We start from the raw sequence: 17,119 nt of genomic DNA, 5'->3' as shown, positions 1-17,119 counted from the left end.
ACATGGAGGCGCTGGTGCGCCGCGCGCGCGGCGACGTGCAGCGCGCCCTTGAGGCCTCCGGCCTGTCGCGTTCGCATTTGTACGCCCTGCTCAAAAAATGGGGGCTGTCCATCGACGGCCCTGGCGTGGGCTCCTGACGCGGCATCCCACCCAAGGGACTGCGCGTCTGATTTTTCAGACTGACGGCGTCCGCCCGTTTGGGCCGCGTCCCGCAGCGCTCCCGCAGTTCTCTCTGGTCCGCCTGGACCTGTTGGCCTCCGTGTGTTCCGCGTTTCCTTCAGGGCTTGTCCGGTAAACCGGACGAACCGCGTCCCAAGAGTCGGCCAGGTCCTGTTGTTTTGGTCAACCCCCTGTGAATTCCAGTGTTTGCATACCAGTGGCACGCAAGTTGCCTATGTCTCTCCAATAGGCGGACCCCCTATGCCGCCGAAGCCACCCAGAGGAGACTCCAGCATGAACGACGCGCTGAAAAAAGATTTTGAGGCCCTGGTGGGCAAGGAAAACGTCATGGAGAGCGAAAGCGACCGCTTCTCCTACGCCTATGACGCCGCCGTGCTCGACCCCGTGATGCCTTCCGTGGTGGTCCGCCCCGAGACCCGCGAGGCCCTTGGCAAAGTGGTCAAGCTCTGCAACGACAACGGCCTGCCCATCACCGTGCGCGGCAGCGGCACCAATCTTTCCGGAGGCACCATCCCCAGCAAGGGCGGCGTGGTCATTCTCACCAACGCCCTGAACAAGATTCTGGAGATCAACGAGGCCGACCTCTACGCTGTGGTCGAGCCCGGCGTCATCACCGCCAAGTTCGCGGCCGAGGTGGCTGCGCGCGGCCTGTTCTACCCGCCGGACCCTGGCAGCCAGGCCGTGTCCACCCTGGGCGGCAACGTGGCCGAGAACGCGGGCGGCCTGCGCGGCCTCAAGTACGGCGTCACCAAGGACTACGTCATGGGCGTGGACTTCTTCGACGTGGACGGCGAGATCGTGAAGAGCGGCTCGCGCACGGTGAAGTGCGTCACGGGCCTCAATCTGGCCGGGCTCATGGTCGGCAGCGAGGGCACCCTCGGCGTGTTCGAGAAGATCATCCTGAAGCTGACCCCGCCGCCCCTGGCCGCCAAGGCCATGATGGCCGTGTTCGACGACGTGGCCAAGGCCTCCGAGACCGTGGCCGCCATCATCGCCGCCAAGATCGTGCCCGCCACCCTGGAGTTCATGGACAACTTCACCATCCGCACGGTGGAGGACTTCGCCCATGCCGGCCTGCCGGTGGACGCCCAGGCGCTGCTGCTCATCGAGGTGGACGGACACCCCGGCCAGGTGGCCGACGAGGCCGAGAAGGTCGAGGCCATCTGCAAGCAGCAGGGCGCGCTGCGCATCCAGGTGGCCAAAGACGCCGCCGAGCGCAACAAGGTCTGGGAGGCCCGCCGCGCGGCCCTTTCCGCCCTGGCGCGCGTTTCCCCCACCACCGTGCTCGAGGACGCCACCGTGCCCCGCAGCAAGATCCCGGCCATGATGCACGCCCTCGGCGACATCGCCACCAAGTACAAGCTGACCATCGGCACCTTCGGCCACGCGGGCGACGGCAACCTGCACCCGACCATCCTCACCGACCGCCGCAACAAGGAAGAGTGGCACCGCGTGGAAGCCGCCATCGACGAGATCTTCGACGTGGCCCTTTCCCTGGGCGGCACCCTCTCCGGCGAGCACGGCATCGGCATGGCCAAGAGCAAGTACATGGAGAAGGAGACCAGCCGCGCCACCATCCTGTATTCCCGCCGCCTGAAGAAGGCTCTGGACCCCAAGGGCATCCTGAATCCCGGCAAGATCATCGGGGAGTAGGGGAAAAGCCATGAGCGACATGAAAGAACTGCTCCGCCTGCTTGGCGAGCTTGACGATCAGCTTGTCTCCTGCATGCGCTGCGGCATGTGCCAGGCCGTGTGCCCCATCTACGGGCAGAGCGGCCGCGAGGCCGACGTGGCGCGCGGCAAGATAGCCCTGCTGGAGGGCCTGGCCCACGAGATGATCAAGAACCCGGAAGGCGTGCAGGACAAGGTCACCCGCTGCCTTCTGTGCGGCTCCTGCCAGGCCAACTGTCCCAGCGGCGTGAAGGCCCTGGACATCTTCCTCAAGGCCCGCGTCATCCTCACCGGCTACATGGGTCTGCCCACGGTGAAGAAGCTCATCTTCCGGGGCATGCTGACCAAGCCCGGCCTGTTCAACCGCCTGCTGGGCATGGCCTCCATGTTCCAGGGGCTGTTCACCAGCCCGGTGAACGACATCATCGGCTCCTCCTGCTCCAAGTTCCTGGAGCCGGTGCTGGGCGAACGCCACCTGATGCTTCTGGCCAAGACGCCCCTGCACAAGGAAGTGCCCAGCCTGGACACCCCGGCGGGCAAGAGCGGCCTCAAGGTCGCCTTCTTCCCCGGCTGCCTGGCGGACAAGATCTTCCCCCGCGTGGGGCACGCCGTGCTCAAGGTGCTCGCGCACCACGGCGTGGGCGTGTACATGCCCGAAGGCCAGGCCTGCTGCGGTATTCCGGCCCTGTCCTCCGGCGACCGCGAAAGCTATGAGAAGCTGGTGCGCGCCAATCTGGCCGTCTTCGCCGAGGGCAAATTCGACGCCCTGGTGACTCCCTGCGCCACCTGCACCAGCACCATGAAAAAGATCTGGCCCATGATGGCCGAAGGGATGAGCCAGCCCGAACAGGTGGCCATCCGCGAACTGGCGGCCAAGGTCATGGACGTGAACGCCTTCGTGGTGGACAAGCTGGGCCTGACCCCGCCCGCGCCCAACGCCGACGCGGTGTCCGTCACCGTGCACGACCCCTGCCACCTGAAGAAGTCCCTGGGCGTTTCGGCCCAGCCGCGCGCCGTGCTCTCCATGAATCCCGGCTACAAGGTGACGGAAATGGCCGCCAGCGACGCCTGCTGCGGTTGCGGCGGCAGCTTCACGCTGACCCACGCCGGCATGTCGTCCAAGATCGGCCAGCAAAAGCGCGACAACATCAAGAACACCGGAGCGCAGGTGGTGGCCATGGGCTGCCCGGCCTGCATGCTCCAGATCTCGGACATGCTCTCCAGAAACGGTGACCGCGTAAGCGTGAAGCACCCCATGGAGATCTACGCGGACAGCCTGTAAGGCCCCGCCAGCGGCAGAGTCACTGGTGACGCGCTCGCCGAAAGCGCTGCCTGGACAGGACTTTCCGTCCGGGCGAATCTCCTCTACAAGGCACGTGGAACGTGACCGCTTGCAGGGGGGAGGCAAAGAACGAGGTCCACTTCCGGCGCCGGGGAGCCCCCATCCCCTGAGACCCCCTCATGATACCCCGGCGCCGGGAGACCTGATAGGCGAGCTTTACAACCAAGGAGCACATCGTGGCTGATACTCTCTTTGTCACCGGCACCGAACCCCGCAGCGGCAAGTCCGCCATCGTCCTGGGGCTCATGCAGCTTTTGTCGCGCGATATTCAGCGCGTGGCCTTTTTCCGGCCCATCATCACCTCCTCCGAGGCCAGCGCCAAGGACCATGACATCAATCTGGTCATGAGCCAGTTCCACCTCGACATGCGCTACTCCGAGGCCTATTCCATGACCATGCAGAAGGCCCGGGAGATGATCAACCTGGGCCAGCACGAGGCCTTGCTTGAGAAGATCCTCAACGACTTCAACGCGCTGAAGAACCGCTTTGATTTCATCCTGTGCGAGGGCACGGACTTCCTGGGTTCCGATTCGGCCTTCGAATTCGACATCAACGCCGACATCGCCGCCAACCTGGGCTGCCCGGTGCTGCTTGTGTGCAACGGGCAGAAACGCTCCCAGGACGAGATCATCGCCTCGGCGCTTCTGACCATCGAATCTTTCGAGGACAAGGGCCTGGACATCCTGGCCGCCATCATCAACCGCGTGGAGGATGTGGACGGCGTGGGCATGGTGGAGGACCTGAAGAAGCGCACCCGCTGCCCGGACTGCTTCCCCATCTACGTCATCCCCGAAGAAGCCAAGCTGGGCAAGCCCACCGTGGCCGACGTGATGAAGTGGCTGAACGCCAAGGCCCTCTACGGGGCCGACATGGCCAGCAACCTGGTGGACAACTACGTCATCGCCGCCATGCAGCTGGGCAATTTCCTCAACTACCTGGAGCGCGGCAGCCTGGTCATCACCCCCGGCGACCGCAGCGACATCATCCTGGGCAGCCTGGCCAGCCGGCTTTCCACCAACTATCCCGACATCTCCGGCATCCTCCTCACCGGCGGTCTGAATCCGTCCGAGAGCGTGCGCAAGCTCATCGAAGGCTGGGTGGGCGCGCCCATCCCCATCCTGGTTTCCGAGGGCCACACCTTCAAGACCGTGCGCGTGCTGTACGACCTGTACGGCCGCATCGAGCCGGGCGACCAGAACAAGATCCAGTCGGCCCTGCGCGTGTTCGAGGAGCATGTGGACCTCGCGGAGCTGCGCGCCAAGCTGGTGGCGGCCAAGCCCACCACGGTCACGCCCAAGATGTTCGAGTTCAGCCTCATCCTGAAGGCCAAGAGCAAGAAGCAGCACATCGTGCTGCCCGAGGGCACGGGCGAGCGCATCATGCGCGCGGCGGACATCCTGCTGCGGCGCGGCGTGGTGGACATCACCCTGCTGGGACGCGAGGCCGAGCTGCGCAGCCGCATGAGCCAGTTCGGCCTGGAGCTTGAAGGGGTGCAGCTCATCGACCCCGGCAAGAGCCAGTACTACGACGACTACGTGCAGACATACTTCGAACTGCGCAAGCACAAGGGCATCCGCGAGGAGGACGCCCGCGACCGCATGCTCGATCCGACCTACTTCTCCACCATGATGGTCTACAAAGGCCACGCCGACGGCATGGTCTCCGGCTCGGTCACCACCACCCAGCAGACCATCCGCCCGGCCTTTGAGATCATCAAGACCAAGCCCGGCGCCAAGATCGTCTCCAGCGTGTTCCTCATGTGCCTGAAGGACCGCGTGCTGGTCTACGGCGACTGCGCCGTGAACCCCAACCCCACGGCCGAGGAACTGGCCGAAATCGCGCTTTCCAGCGCCGAGACCGCGAGGATCTTCGGCATCGAGCCGCGCGTGGCCATGCTCTCGTACTCCACCGGCAGCTCCGGCAAGGGGCAGGACGTGGAGAAGGTCATCCAGGCCACCAAGATCGCCCACGAGCGCGCGCCCGAACTGCTGCTGGAAGGCCCGCTGCAGTACGACGCCGCCGTGGACCTGGACGTGGCCCAGACCAAGATGCCCGACAGCCTGGTGGCCGGGCGCGCCACGGTGTTCATCTTCCCCGACCTGAACACCGGCAACAACACCTACAAGGCCGTGCAGCGCTCCGCCCAGGCCGTGGCCATCGGCCCCGTGCTCCAGGGCTTGAACAAGCCGGTCAATGATCTGTCCCGCGGGTGCACCATCCCCGACATCGTCAACACCGTGGCCATAACGGCCATCCAAGCCCAGGCCGTGAAGGGCCAGGGGGAGTAATGAACGTTCTGGTCATCAATTCCGGCAGCTCGTCAATCAAGTACCAGCTCCTCGACATGCGCACGGAGCACGTTTTGTGTTCCGGCGCGGTGGAGCGCATCGGCGAAGCCGTCGGCAGCCTCACCCACAAGATCGCCCCCAGCACGGAAGGTGAGGACAAGATCACCCTCACGCAGCCCATAGCCGACCATGAAGAGGGCATGCATCTGGTCATCGGGCTCATCACCGACGCCGAAAAGGGCGTGGTCAAGAGCATGGACGAGATCGAGGCCATCGGCCACCGCATCGTGCAGGGCGGCGACGTGTTCAACGCCTCCTGCCGGGTGGACGACCGCGTGGTGGACGAGCTGACCAAGCTCATCCCGCTGGGCCCGGTGCACAACCCCGGCCATTTGGCGGGCATCCGCGTGGCGCGCCACCTGTTCCCCAAGGTGCCGCAGGTCACGGTGTTCGATACGGTGTTCCACCAGACCATGCCGCCGCGCGCCTACATGTACGCCCTGCCGTACGAGCTGTATGAGGAACTCAAGGTGCGCCGCTACGGCTTCCACGGCACCTCCCACGCCTATGTCACCAAGGAGGCCGCGCGCTTCCTGGGCAAACCGGCTGAAGAAGCCAACCTCATCACCGTGCACCTGGGCAACGGCAGCAGCATGTGCTGCGTGCAGAACGGCAAAAGCATCGACACCAGCATGGGCCTGACCCCGCTTGAGGGGCTCATCATGGGCACCCGCTGCGGCGACGCGGATCTGGCCATCTATCCCCTTCTGGGCGCGGCCAAGGGCCTGTCCATCGAGGAGATCAACGACCTGACCAACAAGCAAAGCGGTTTCAAGGGCATCTGCGGCAAGAACGACATGCGCGACATCCACGAGGCCGTGGCGCAGGGCGACGCCAAGGCCCGCCTGGCGCTCGACATGTTCGGCTACCGCAACCGCAAGTACATCGGCTCCTACCTGGCTGTGCTCGGCCGGGTGGATGCCATCGTCTTCACCGCGGGCATCGGGGAGAACGACCCCGTCGCCCGCGAGCTTTCCTGCCGGGGGCTTGAGCATCTCGGCATCCGGCTCGATCATGACCGCAACCTGGCGCAGGCCCGTGGAGCGCGAGACATCGCGACCTCGGACTCCCCCGTGCGCGTGCTGGTGATCCCCACCAACGAGGAGTTGGAGATCGCCCGGCAGACGGTTGAGGTGCTTCGGGCCAATTGAATTTAGGGGCGCAGTCTCCGTGCGGATGTTGGTCCGGCGCGGGGAGCATCGGCAACACACCGCAAGGAGGAGTTTATGGAACCAACAGTGGCAGAAGTCGTAACCTGGACGCAAAAGTACATGCCCTTCGGGGACAGCTACCTGGCCCCGGCCCTGGTGGCGGCAATTCCGCTCATCATCTTGTTCGTCATGCTGGCCGTGATGCGCAAACCCGGCCACAAGGCCGCCTTTGTGGCCACCAGCGCGGCCGTTCTTTTGTCCATCTTCGTGTGGGGCATGCCCGCCGGTCTGGCCCTTTCGGCCACGGCCTTCGGCGCCGCCTACGGCCTGTTCCCCATCGTCTGGATCGTCATCACAGCCATCTGGATCTACAACATGACCGTTGAGTCCGGCGAATTCGAGATCATCAAGAACTCGCTGGCCAGCATCACCGAAGACCGCCGCCTGCAGGCCATCTTCATCGCCTTCGCCTTCGGTTCGTTCATCGAAGGCACGGCGGGCTTCGGCACTCCGGTGGCCATCACCGCCGCCATGCTGGTGGGCCTCGGCTTCAACCCGCTGTACGCCGCGGGCATCTGCCTCATCGCCAACACCGCCCCCGTGGCCTTCGGCGCCATCGGCATCCCCATCGTCGTGGCCGCCCAGGTGACGGACATCGACATGATGAAGATCAGCGCCATCTGCGGCCGCCAGCTGCCCTTCCTGTCCGTCATCGTGCCCCTGTGGCTCGCCGTGACCATGAGCGGTTGGAAGCGCGCCATGGAAGTCCTGCCTGCCTGCATCGTGGCCGGCGTGTGCTTCGCCGGCACCCAGTTCGTCATGTCCAACTTCCACGGCCCCTACCTGCCGGACATCGCCTCGGCCATCGTGACCATCATCGGCCTGTTCCTGTTCCTCAAGGTGTGGAAGCCCAAGAACGTGTGGCACTTCCCCGATGAGCCCGCCAGCGCCTGCGCCGTGACCAAGTGCGACTACTCCGCCGGTCAGGTCATCCGCGCCTGGGGCCCGTACATCATCCTGGCCTTCATGGTGCTCCTGTGGGGTCTGGACCCGGTCAAGAAGGTCCTCGACGCCGTCACCCCGTTCAAGTTCGACTGGCCGGGCCTGCATAAGCTGGTCATCAAGACCGCTCCCGTCGTGGCCAAGGACGCCCCCTACGCGGCCGTCTTCAAGGTCAACCTGCTTTCCGCCGCGGGCACGGCCATCCTGTTCTCCGGCCTGCTGTCGGTCCTCATCATCCCCAACTACAGCTTCGGCAAGGCCTTTGCCTGCCTGGGCCGCACCGTGTACCAGCTGCGCTTCCCCATCGTGACCATCGCCATGATCCTTGGCCTGGCCATCATCATGAACTACTCGGGCATGAGCTCGACCCTTGGCCTGGCCTTCACGGCCACCGGCAAGTGGTTCCCGTTCTTCGCCCCCATCCTGGGCTGGCTCGGCGTGTTCCTGACCGGTTCCGACACCTCCGCCAACGCGCTCTTCGGCTCCCTGCAGAAGACCACCGCGCAGCAGATCGGCGTCGACCCGGCCCTGTGCGTGGCCGCCAACTCCTCCGGCGGCGTCACCGGCAAGATGATCTCCCCGCAGTCCATCTCGGTGGCCACCGCGGCCTCCAACATGGTCGGCAAGGAAGGCGACATCTTCCGCTTCACGCTGAAGCACTCCATGGCCATGGTCCTCTTCGTCAGCTGTCTCACCATGCTCCAGGCCTACTCCTTGAGCTGGATGCTGCCGTAGCCTGAACACCGCTTGAACGGAGCCGGATTCCCGCCGCGAGGCAGGGGGTCCGGCTCCCCAATAAATTTCCGGCCCGGGCAGCGTTTCGCGCCAGGGCCAAATGCTTCAGAAGCCCTTGGCAAAGGGCCGCAATCTATAAGCGAGAGGAGAGGACGCCATGAGCGATTCCAAACGGCTGGTGGACCTGTTCACTGCAAAGGCTAAACTCGTTTCGGCCGTGGTCACCCCGGTCAAGAGCCTGGACGAGGCCCTGGCCTATACCGTTGACGTTTGCGAAAAGAAGGACGCCTGCCAGATCCTCATGTCCGGCTGCGAGTCCGAACTCTCCGCTCCGGCGGGCGCCCTGTGCGACACCAAGCCCGGCAAGGTCATCGTGGCACCGGACCTCGACCCCGCCGTCTTCGCCTCCTTGAAGGGCCTGTGCGAGAACCGGGGTATCCACTGCCTTCCCGACGGCATGCGCAAGCACCTGGGCGGCATCGACATCGGCTTCACCATCGCCGATGCCGGCATCGCCGAGACTGGGACCCTGCTCATCAACAGCAAGAGCGAGGAACTGCGGCTGGCCACCATGCTCTGCGAAGTGCACGTGTGCGTCATAAAGGCCAGCACCCTGCGCGAGACCAGCTTCGACGCCGAGGAGCTGGTGCGCTCCATGAGCAAGGACGGTCCGGCCTACGTGGCCTTTGTCACCGGCGCCTCCCGCACGGCGGACATCGAGCGCGTGCTGGCCATCGGCGTGCACGGACCCCTTGAACTGCACATTCTTGTTCTGGAGGACTAGGCCATGCAGAACGCACGCGATCTGAAACAGTACAAGGGCGAGCTTACCGGCGCGCTGCACAACGACTTCCTGCGTCAGGCCATGGACAAGTTCGCCGTGGCCTACCGCGCCTCCCGCGCCAACGCCTTCGCCGGCATGGATGTGGACGGCCTCATCGCCGAAATCGCCGCGGGCAAGGACGAGGCCATGGCCCACATGGACGAGCTCCTGGCCGAATTCACCAAAAAGGCCGAAGCCCTCGGCGTCACCGTGCATGTGGCCAAGACCGCGCACGAGGCCAACGAGATCATCGGCAAGATCGCCCAGAAGGCGAACGTCAAGCGCATCGTCAAATCCAAGTCCATGACCGCTGAAGAGACGCTCCTGAACCACCACCTGGAGGACCTGGGCCTGGAGGTGACGGAGACGGACCTGGGCGAATGGATCATCCAGCTGCGCCATGAAGGCCCGACCCACATGGTCATGCCCGCCATCCATCTCTCGCGCGACCAGGTGGCCGACCTGTTCAGCGACGTGACCGGCGCCAAGCAGACCAACGACATCCAGAAGCTGGTGAAGGTGGCCCGCCGCGAACTGCGCCGCAAGTACGTCGAGGCCGACATGGGCATCTCCGGCGGCAACTTCGCCATCGCCGAGACCGGCTCCATCGCCCTGTGCACCAACGAGGGCAACGCCCGTCTGGTGACGACCCTGCCGCGCGTGCACGTGGCCCTGGTGGGTCTCGACAAGCTCACCCGCAGCATCAACGACGCCTTGCGCGTCATCCGCGCCCTGCCCAAAAACGCCACGGGCCAGGCCATCACCTCCTACGTGTCCTGGATCACCGGCCCGGGCGAGTGCCAGAGCAGCGCCAACGGCAAGAAGGAAATGCACGTGGTGTTTTTGGACAACGGCCGCCGCGCCCTGGCCAAGGACCCCGTGTTCTCCCAGGTGCTGCGCTGCATCCGCTGCGGCGCCTGCGCCAACGTGTGCCCGGTGTACCGTCTGGTGGGCGGCCACCAGCTGGGCCACATCTACATCGGCGCCATCGGCCTTATCCTTACCTACTTCTACCACGGGCGCGACAAGGCCAAGAACCTGGTGCAGAACTGCATCAACTGCGGCGCGTGCAAGGCCGTGTGCGCCGGCGGCATCGACCTGCCCCGGCTCATCAAGGAAGTCCACGCCCGCATCCAGGACGAGGAGGGCCACCCGCTCCAGAGCCAGCTTCTGGCCAAGGTGCTCAAAAGCCGCAAGCTGTTCCACGCGCTCCTGCGTTCGGCCAAGGCCGTGCAGCGGCCCGTCACCGGCGGCACCCCGTACCTGCGCCACCTGCCCATGATCTTCGCCAAGGACCAGGGCTTCCGCGCGTTGCCCGCCATTGCCGAGACCCCCTTCCGCGACCGCTTCGAGTCGCTGAAGCCCAAGGTGACGAGCCCCAAGCTGCGTGTGGCGCTCTTCAGCGGCTGCGTGCAGGACTTCGTCTACCCGGAGCAGGCCGAGGCCGCCGTGAAGATTCTGGCCAAGCACAACGTGGCCGTGGAATTCCCCATGGACCAGTCCTGCTGCGGCCTGCCCGTGCAGATGATGGGCGAGCGCGAAAGCAGCCGCAGTGTTGCGGCGCAGAACGTGGCCGCCTTTGATCCGGCCGCTTGCGACTACATCCTGACGCTGTGCGCCTCCTGCGCCTCGCACCTGAAGCACGGCTACCCGGACATCCTGGCGGGCGACCCCAAGCTGGCCGTGAAGGTGCAGCAGTTCGCGGACAAGGTCATCGACTTCAGCTCCTTTGTGCACGATGTGCTGAAGGTGCAGCCGGAGAGCTTCGCGGGCGACGGCAAGAAGACCACCTACCACGCTCCCTGCCACCTCTGCCGCGGCCTGGGCGTTACCAAGGCCCCGCGCGCGCTCATGGAGATCGGCGGGCTGAATTATCTTCCGGCCGAGGAAGAGGACGTGTGCTGCGGCTTCGGCGGTACGTACTCCATGAAATTCCCTGAGCTTTCCGCGGAACTGCTGAAGAAAAAGCTTGCGAATGCGGAGAAGACCGGGGCAGAATTGCTGCTCACTGACTGTCCGGGCTGCATCATGCAGCTGCGCGGCGGGCTGGAGGCCAAGGGCAGCGCCATGAAGGTGGCCCACGTGGCCGAGGCCCTGGCCGAGCGGCTGAAGTAGCGTCCGGCTAATCCCTTTGGAGGTTGGCAGCATGAAGGATGTGCGCAAACACGCCCGCGAGCTTATGGAAGGCTATTGCAAGGTCTGCCCGGTGTGCAACGGCAAGGCCTGCGCGGGCGAGGTTCCCGGCATGGGCGGCCTTGGCACCGGCTCCTCGTTCATGAACAACGTGGCGGCGCTCTCGGCCCTGCGCTTCAATATGCGCCTGGTGCACGGGGCAGAACAGCCCGACACCGCGACCGAGGTCATGGGCCTCAAGCTCGCCATGCCGGTATTCGCCGCGCCCATCGGCGGCGTCAGCTTCAACATGGGCGGCAAGATCACCGAGGGCGACTACGTGGAGGCCGTGCTTGGCGGTTGCGTGGACAAGGGCGTCATCGGCGCCAGCGGCGACGGCGTGCCCCCGTTCATCCACGAGACCGGCTTCACGGCCATCAAGGCCCTGGGCGGGGCGGGCATCCCGTTCATCAAGCCCTGGGAAGACAAGGAGCTGTTCGAGAAGCTCGACCGCGCCGTGGCCACGGGAGCAACCGTGGTCGGCATGGACATCGACGCGGCGGGCCTGGTGACCCTGCGCCTCATGGGCCGCCCCGTGGGCCCCAAGCCCCTTGAAAAACTCAAGGACATCATCGCCCACGTGCAGGCCAAGTTCGTCATCAAGGGTGTCATGACCCCGGACGACGCCAAGCGCGCCGTGGACGCCGGGGCCGCGGGCATCGTGGTCTCCAACCACGGCGGCCGCGTGCTCGACCACACCCCGGGCACGGCCGAGGCCCTGCCCGCAATCGCCCGCGCGGTGAAGGGGCAGATCGCCATCATCGTGGACGGCGGCGTGCGCACCGGTGGCGATGTGCTGAAAATGCTGGCGCTGGGGGCGGATGCTGTTATGATCGGACGGCCCGTGGCCATCGCCGCCATGGGCGGCCTGCGCGAGGGCGTGGGCAAGTATCTGGACCAGGTGCGCGGCGAGTTGGTGCAGGCCATGATCCTGACCGGCTGCGCGAACATTGCCGAGGTTGACGGCAGGGTTCTGTTCCAAAGCTCATAGGAGGTTTCATGGCGCAAACAGGTTCCGCACGGGTGGCAAGCGCCCCCGCGCTCTGTGCTGCGGCCGTCGCCTTGCTGGCCCTCATCGCTCCCTCCGGCGCGGACTGGGCCTTCTCCAATACAGCGTTCAAAATAGGGCTGCCGCAGGTTGCGGCGGCCCTTTTGCTTGGCGGTCTGGCCTTTGCCCTGGTCTACGTGCGGGAGTGGAAGACCGCCGCCCGGCTGGCGCAGCTGCGCCAAGCCCTGGAGGCGCGGGAACCCGCCGCCGGAGAGGACATGCTCGGCGTGTTGGAGACCGCCGCCCAGGCCCTGCGCTCGGAATTGAAGCATCAGGCAGGCTTGGCCCAGGGCATTCTGGGCGGGCTGCCCATGCCCTTCCTGCTGGTGGACGAGCAGGAACGGGCCGTGTGCTCAAACCAGGACTGCCTGAACATGCTGGAGCTTTCGGGCAAGCCGGAAGACTACTACGGCCAGACCCTGGCCCAGATCTTCTACAACGATCCCGGCCGCAAGACCGCCGTCGGCCGCAGCATCAAGGATGGCGAGGTGTTCCGCAACCTTGAGGTGGAGATCAAGGGCCACCGGGGCGGCGTGCGCAACGTGCTGGCCAATGTGTTTCCCCTGTACGATTCGGACAAGCGCTGCCTTGGCGGCCTGTGCCTGTACCTGGACATGACGCTGCTGAAGCAGAAGGAGCAGGTCATCGTGCAGAAGAACACGGCCATCGAGCGCACGGCCCAGGATGCCGACGCTCTGTGCCGGCGCCTGCGCGAGGCCTCCGCCCGCCTGGGCGCAAGCATCGCCCAGACCACCAGCGGCAGCGCGGCCCAAAAGTCCCGCGTGGCCGAGATAGGCGTTTCCATGGAGCAGATGAGCGAGGCTGTGGTGGACGTGGCCAGAAGCGCGGCCGGAGCCTCCACCGGGGCAGAGGAAGCCCGCAGGCTGGCCGACGAAGGCGCGCGCGCGGTGACGGACGTCATCGCGGCCATCGGCGATGTGTCCGCGCGCACCAGCGCCATGCGCGACCGCCTGGGCGAGCTGGATTCCCAGGTGGCGGGCATCGGCCAGATCCTGAACGTCATTTCGGACATTGCCGATCAGACGAATCTTTTGGCGCTCAATGCCGCCATCGAGGCCGCCCGGGCCGGAGACGCGGGCCGGGGCTTCGCCGTGGTGGCCGACGAGGTGCGCAAGCTGGCCGAAAAGACCCAGCGCGCCACCAGCGAGGTGGGCAGCGCCATCGGCTCCGTGCAGGAAGGCGCGCGCCGCGTGGTGGAAGGCATGAGCGGGGCGGCCCAGGCCGTGGAGCGCAGCACCGCCCTGGCCGACGGCGCGGGCGGAAGCCTGCGCGAGATTCTGCGCCTGAGCCAGGGCAGCGCCGACCAGGTGCGCAGCATCGCCACCGCCAGCGAGGAGCAGTCAAGCGCGGCGGAGGAGATCAGCCGCTCCGTGGACGAGGTGCGCGGCGTTTCCGAGCACATCGCCCAGGACATGGACCATGCCGCGCTGGCCGTGGAGGATTTGACCAGACTGTTCGCGGAGCTTGAGGAACTGATCAAGAAAATGCAGGTCTGCTAACGGGACTGAACACACAAGGAGAACTGGCCAATGATCAAGCACATCGTCATGTGGACCCTGAAGGACAGCGCCGAGGGCGCGGACCGCGCCGCCAACGCGCGCACCATGAAGGCCAAGCTGGAGGCGCTGGCCGGGCTCATCCCCAGTCTGAAGAAGATTGAGGTCGGCATCGACGTGTTCGCCGCCGCCCCGGCCTGCGACGTCATCCTGTACTCCGAGTTCGCCACCCGTGCCGACCTGGACGCCTATCAGGTCCACCCGGAGCATTTGAAGGTCGTGGCCTTCGTCAAGCAGGTGGTGGCCTCGCGCAGCGTGGTGGACTACGAAATCTAGTTTCCGCCGCCAGGAAGCATTCTCTAAAGGCCCGATCTTCGGGCCTTTAGTTTTTCTTGCTACAGGAAAGGGGAGGCAGTAGGATTCGTTCCACGTATTGTGTATTTGAAAATCTGATTACTGTCCGGGCCTCATGCGGGGGGTGAAGATGGATGCGACCAGGGTGGACACGATCCCGGAGATACGGGACCTGCTGGAACGGGCAGGGCTGAAGGACGAGGATCTTCCCCAGGGTTTTCTTGAGGGCGGCCAGGGCTATGCAGAGGCGCTGTACCTGCTGACACGCATGCGCTTCAGCGCCGAGGACGCCCTGCTGTTCTGGGGCGAGATTCTGCGCCACCACCAGGGGCTGAACCTGGCCCTTGGGCGCGACGTGGGCATCCGCGTGGCCGTGTGCGACTACTTCATGAATCTGCACCCCAAGATGCGCGATCCGGTCATCGTGGAAGTGCAGGTGCTGCTGCAAAAGGAAAAGAGCGCGCTGCTCGATGAACTCACCGGGCTCTACAACCGCCGCTACTTCAACGACGCCATCGGCCGCGAGGTGGAGCGCTTCAAGCGCTTCGGCCAGCGTTTCTCCCTTGTCATGCTTGATGTGGACCACTTCAAGCGCTTCAACGACACCTACGGCCACACAGCCGGCGATGATGCCTTGCGGACCGTGTCCTCTGTGTTGCAAAACACGGCCAGAAGCTTTGACCACGTGGTGCGCTACGGGGGCGAGGAATTCGCCCTCATCCTGCCGCATACCGATGCCGACCAGGCCGTGGCCGCGGCGGAGCGCATGCGCTGCGCCATCGCCGCCAACCCTGTCAAAGTGGGCAACCAGGACGTGCCCATAACAGTAAGCCTGGGCGCGGCCACTTTTCCCGAGGACGCCATCAACGCCCGCGACCTCGTGTGCCGCGCCGACGAGGCCCTGTACGAGGCCAAGCGTACCCGCAACACCGCCTGCTCCTTTTCCGAGCGCAACCGCCGCTTCCCGCGCGCGCCCATCAATCTCGTGGTGCTGTTCACCAGCCAAAATGGCGAGCCCGTCAGCCAGCCCATCCGCGTCACCGCCATGAACGTCAGCTTTGGCGGCATGCTTTGCCTTTCACCTGCACCGATCCTGCCCGGCACCAAGGTGGAGGTGGCGCTCGACGCGGAAGCCCCGAACCAGCGCGGTCTGCGCGTGTCCGCCCGGGTCGTCCGGCTCGAACGCGAATCAGAGGACGGCGGCTTCGGCATCGCGCTGGCCTTTAACCTGGGAACCCAGGAAGAACGCCGCGATCTGGTGCGTTTGGTGGAACTGAACGAAAACAGGGCCATATAATCCCGGCGCTCGCTCCTTCCATCTCCCTCCCTCCCCGCGCGCACGGAAAAGCCTTGGCGTTCGGCGTGCTCTGGGGTATGCGGCAAGTGCGGAACACGGCCCCGGCGCTCCCGTTCTTTCCGGGTCGTTCCTCCCGCGCACATCATCATCTCAGGAGCAGCATATGAGCAACGACGACGTTTCCGGCCTGAAGCACCTCGGCTCCGGCAAGACCAGCTACGCCTTCGAGGAACCCAGCGCCGCCATCCTCGAGGCCTTTCCCAACAAGTACCCCGACCGGGACTACCAGATCCGTTTCGAGCACCCGGAGTTCACCAGCCTGTGCCCCAAGACCGGCCAGCCGGACTTCGCCACCATCGAGATCACGTACATCCCCGACCAATTGTGCATCGAGACCAAGTCGCTGAAGCTGTACTTCACCGCCTACCGCAACCACGGCTCGTTCATGGAGACCATCACCAACAAGATCCTGGACGACCTGGTGAGCGTGTGCCAGCCCCGCATGATGCAGGTGGTGGCCATGTTCAACCCGCGCGGCGGCACCAGCCTCACCGTCACCGCCGAGCACTACAAGGACAATTCCGCGCCCATCGAGACGCAGTTCTAGGGAAGAGGGGAGGAATCAAGGGGCGCTGCCCCTTGACCCCGCCAGGGGGTATGCACCCCCTGGACCCGCAGGCCAAACGAGAAGTCCCGGAGCGCAAAAGCGCTCCGGGACTTCTCGTTTGGGGCAGGGGCTTTGGGTTTCCGAGTCCCGCAGAGCTGATGATGCCCTTTGCCTGTGCCATCCTCCCCCCGGACCCTCCGCGAGGGGTTTCGGCTCCGGCGGCTTCGCGCCGGGGCCGAAACCCCTCGCCACAGGGAGTCCAGAGGGCCTCGTGCCCTCTGGCGGGGTCTGGGGCGGAGCCCCAGCGGGGTCCAGGGGCAGCGCCCCTGGATATTTGCCCTGGCTTTACTCGTCGGCCAGATACTGGGCATAGCCAGCGGCGCGCAGCTCGCAGGCGGGGCAGACGCCGCATCCGTGCCCCCAGGGGTGGCGGTTGCCGCGTTCGCCCTTGTAGCAGGTGTGCGTGTGCTCCAGGATGAGGTCCACCAGGGGCTGTCCGCCCAGGTCGCGGGCGAGGCTCCAGGTTTGGGCCTTGGTGAGCCACATGAGCGGCGTGTCGATGACTAGGCGCGACTGCATGCCGAGGTTCAGGGCCGCTTGCAGGGCCTTCATGGTGTCGTCGCGGCAGTCGGGGTAGCCGGAGAAGTCGGTCTCGCACACGCCGGTGACGAGGTGCTTGAGGCCCCGGCGGTAGGCTTGCGCCCCGGCCAGGGTGAGGAACACGAGGTTGCGGCCGGGCACGAAGGTACTGGGCAAGCCGGAGGCGGTCATGGAGATTTCAACGTCGTGGGTCAGGGCGGTTTCGCCCAGCTGGCGGAACACGTCCAGGGTGAGGGTGCTGTCCGGGCCGAGCTTGGCGGACCAGTCCGGGT

General features: G+C 65.4%; 13 protein-coding genes. 12 read left to right on the top strand and 1 reads right to left on the bottom strand.

Features of this window, described 5'->3' with window-relative positions; all coding sequences use genetic code 11:
• The first annotated feature begins 453 nt into the window (after window positions 1–453).
• The 12 genes from VN419_RS02770 (at window position 454) to queF (ending at window position 16,247) form a co-directional block, all read left to right on the top strand.
• Window positions 454–1,833 carry an FAD-binding oxidoreductase gene (locus VN419_RS02770; protein ID WP_325644205.1) on the top strand — a complete coding sequence of 460 codons (1,380 nt, stop codon included), beginning with the start codon at window positions 454–456 and terminating at the stop codon, window positions 1,831–1,833.
• A gap of 10 nt (window positions 1,834–1,843) precedes the next feature.
• On the top strand, window positions 1,844–3,133 hold the full coding sequence (locus tag VN419_RS02765) for a (Fe-S)-binding protein (protein ID WP_325644203.1): 1,290 nt from the start codon (window positions 1,844–1,846) through the stop codon (window positions 3,131–3,133).
• Between the two features lie 236 nt (window positions 3,134–3,369).
• Complete coding sequence (pta, locus tag VN419_RS02760; RefSeq protein ID WP_325644201.1) at window positions 3,370–5,481, top strand: phosphate acetyltransferase; 2,112 nt, start codon at window positions 3,370–3,372, stop codon at window positions 5,479–5,481.
• Entirely contained in the window at window positions 5,481–6,692 is a 1,212-nt protein-coding gene (locus tag VN419_RS02755; RefSeq protein WP_325644199.1) for an acetate kinase, read from the top strand. The genes pta and VN419_RS02755 overlap by 1 nt, the downstream gene beginning before the upstream one ends.
• A gap of 75 nt (window positions 6,693–6,767) precedes the next feature.
• A complete protein-coding gene (locus tag VN419_RS02750) occupies window positions 6,768–8,429 on the top strand; it encodes an L-lactate permease (protein ID WP_414652909.1) in 1,662 nt (553 codons plus the stop codon).
• 157 nt (window positions 8,430–8,586) lie between these two features.
• Window positions 8,587–9,213 carry a lactate utilization protein gene (locus tag VN419_RS02745; RefSeq protein WP_325644198.1) on the top strand — a complete coding sequence of 209 codons (627 nt, stop codon included), beginning with the start codon at window positions 8,587–8,589 and terminating at the stop codon, window positions 9,211–9,213.
• A gap of 3 nt (window positions 9,214–9,216) precedes the next feature.
• Window positions 9,217–11,367 (top strand): L-lactate dehydrogenase (quinone) large subunit LdhH, encoded by a 2,151-nt coding sequence (gene ldhH / locus VN419_RS02740; RefSeq protein WP_325644196.1) that lies wholly within the window; start codon window positions 9,217–9,219, stop codon window positions 11,365–11,367.
• 31 nt (window positions 11,368–11,398) lie between these two features.
• On the top strand, window positions 11,399–12,415 hold the full coding sequence (locus VN419_RS02735; RefSeq protein ID WP_325644194.1) for an alpha-hydroxy-acid oxidizing protein: 1,017 nt from the start codon (window positions 11,399–11,401) through the stop codon (window positions 12,413–12,415).
• An 8-nt stretch (window positions 12,416–12,423) separates the two neighbouring features.
• Window positions 12,424–13,992: a methyl-accepting chemotaxis protein gene (locus tag VN419_RS02730; protein WP_325644192.1), complete on the top strand. Its 1,569-nt coding sequence runs from the start codon at window positions 12,424–12,426 to the stop codon at window positions 13,990–13,992.
• A gap of 30 nt (window positions 13,993–14,022) precedes the next feature.
• On the top strand, window positions 14,023–14,325 hold the full coding sequence (locus tag VN419_RS02725) for a Dabb family protein (protein ID WP_325644190.1): 303 nt from the start codon (window positions 14,023–14,025) through the stop codon (window positions 14,323–14,325).
• Window positions 14,326–14,473: 148 nt separating this feature from the next.
• Window positions 14,474–15,640, top strand: a complete 1,167-nt coding sequence (locus VN419_RS02720; RefSeq protein ID WP_325644188.1) for a diguanylate cyclase — start codon at window positions 14,474–14,476, stop codon at window positions 15,638–15,640.
• A gap of 163 nt (window positions 15,641–15,803) precedes the next feature.
• Window positions 15,804–16,247, top strand: coding sequence for a preQ(1) synthase (gene queF, locus VN419_RS02715; protein WP_325644186.1), 444 nt, complete (start codon window positions 15,804–15,806; stop codon window positions 16,245–16,247).
• 345 nt (window positions 16,248–16,592) lie between these two features.
• On the opposite strand, the gene VN419_RS02710 is transcribed toward queF, so the two are convergent.
• Window positions 16,593–17,119, bottom strand: a 527-nt coding sequence (locus VN419_RS02710) for a 7-cyano-7-deazaguanine synthase (protein WP_325644184.1), incomplete at its 5' end; no start/stop codon positions are given.

This window comes from Humidesulfovibrio sp. (assembly GCF_035560995.1).
Classification (GTDB): domain Bacteria; phylum Desulfobacterota; class Desulfovibrionia; order Desulfovibrionales; family Desulfovibrionaceae; genus Humidesulfovibrio.
Note: the sequence above shows the minus strand (reverse complement) of the source record. Positions and strands in the feature narration are given on the sequence as shown.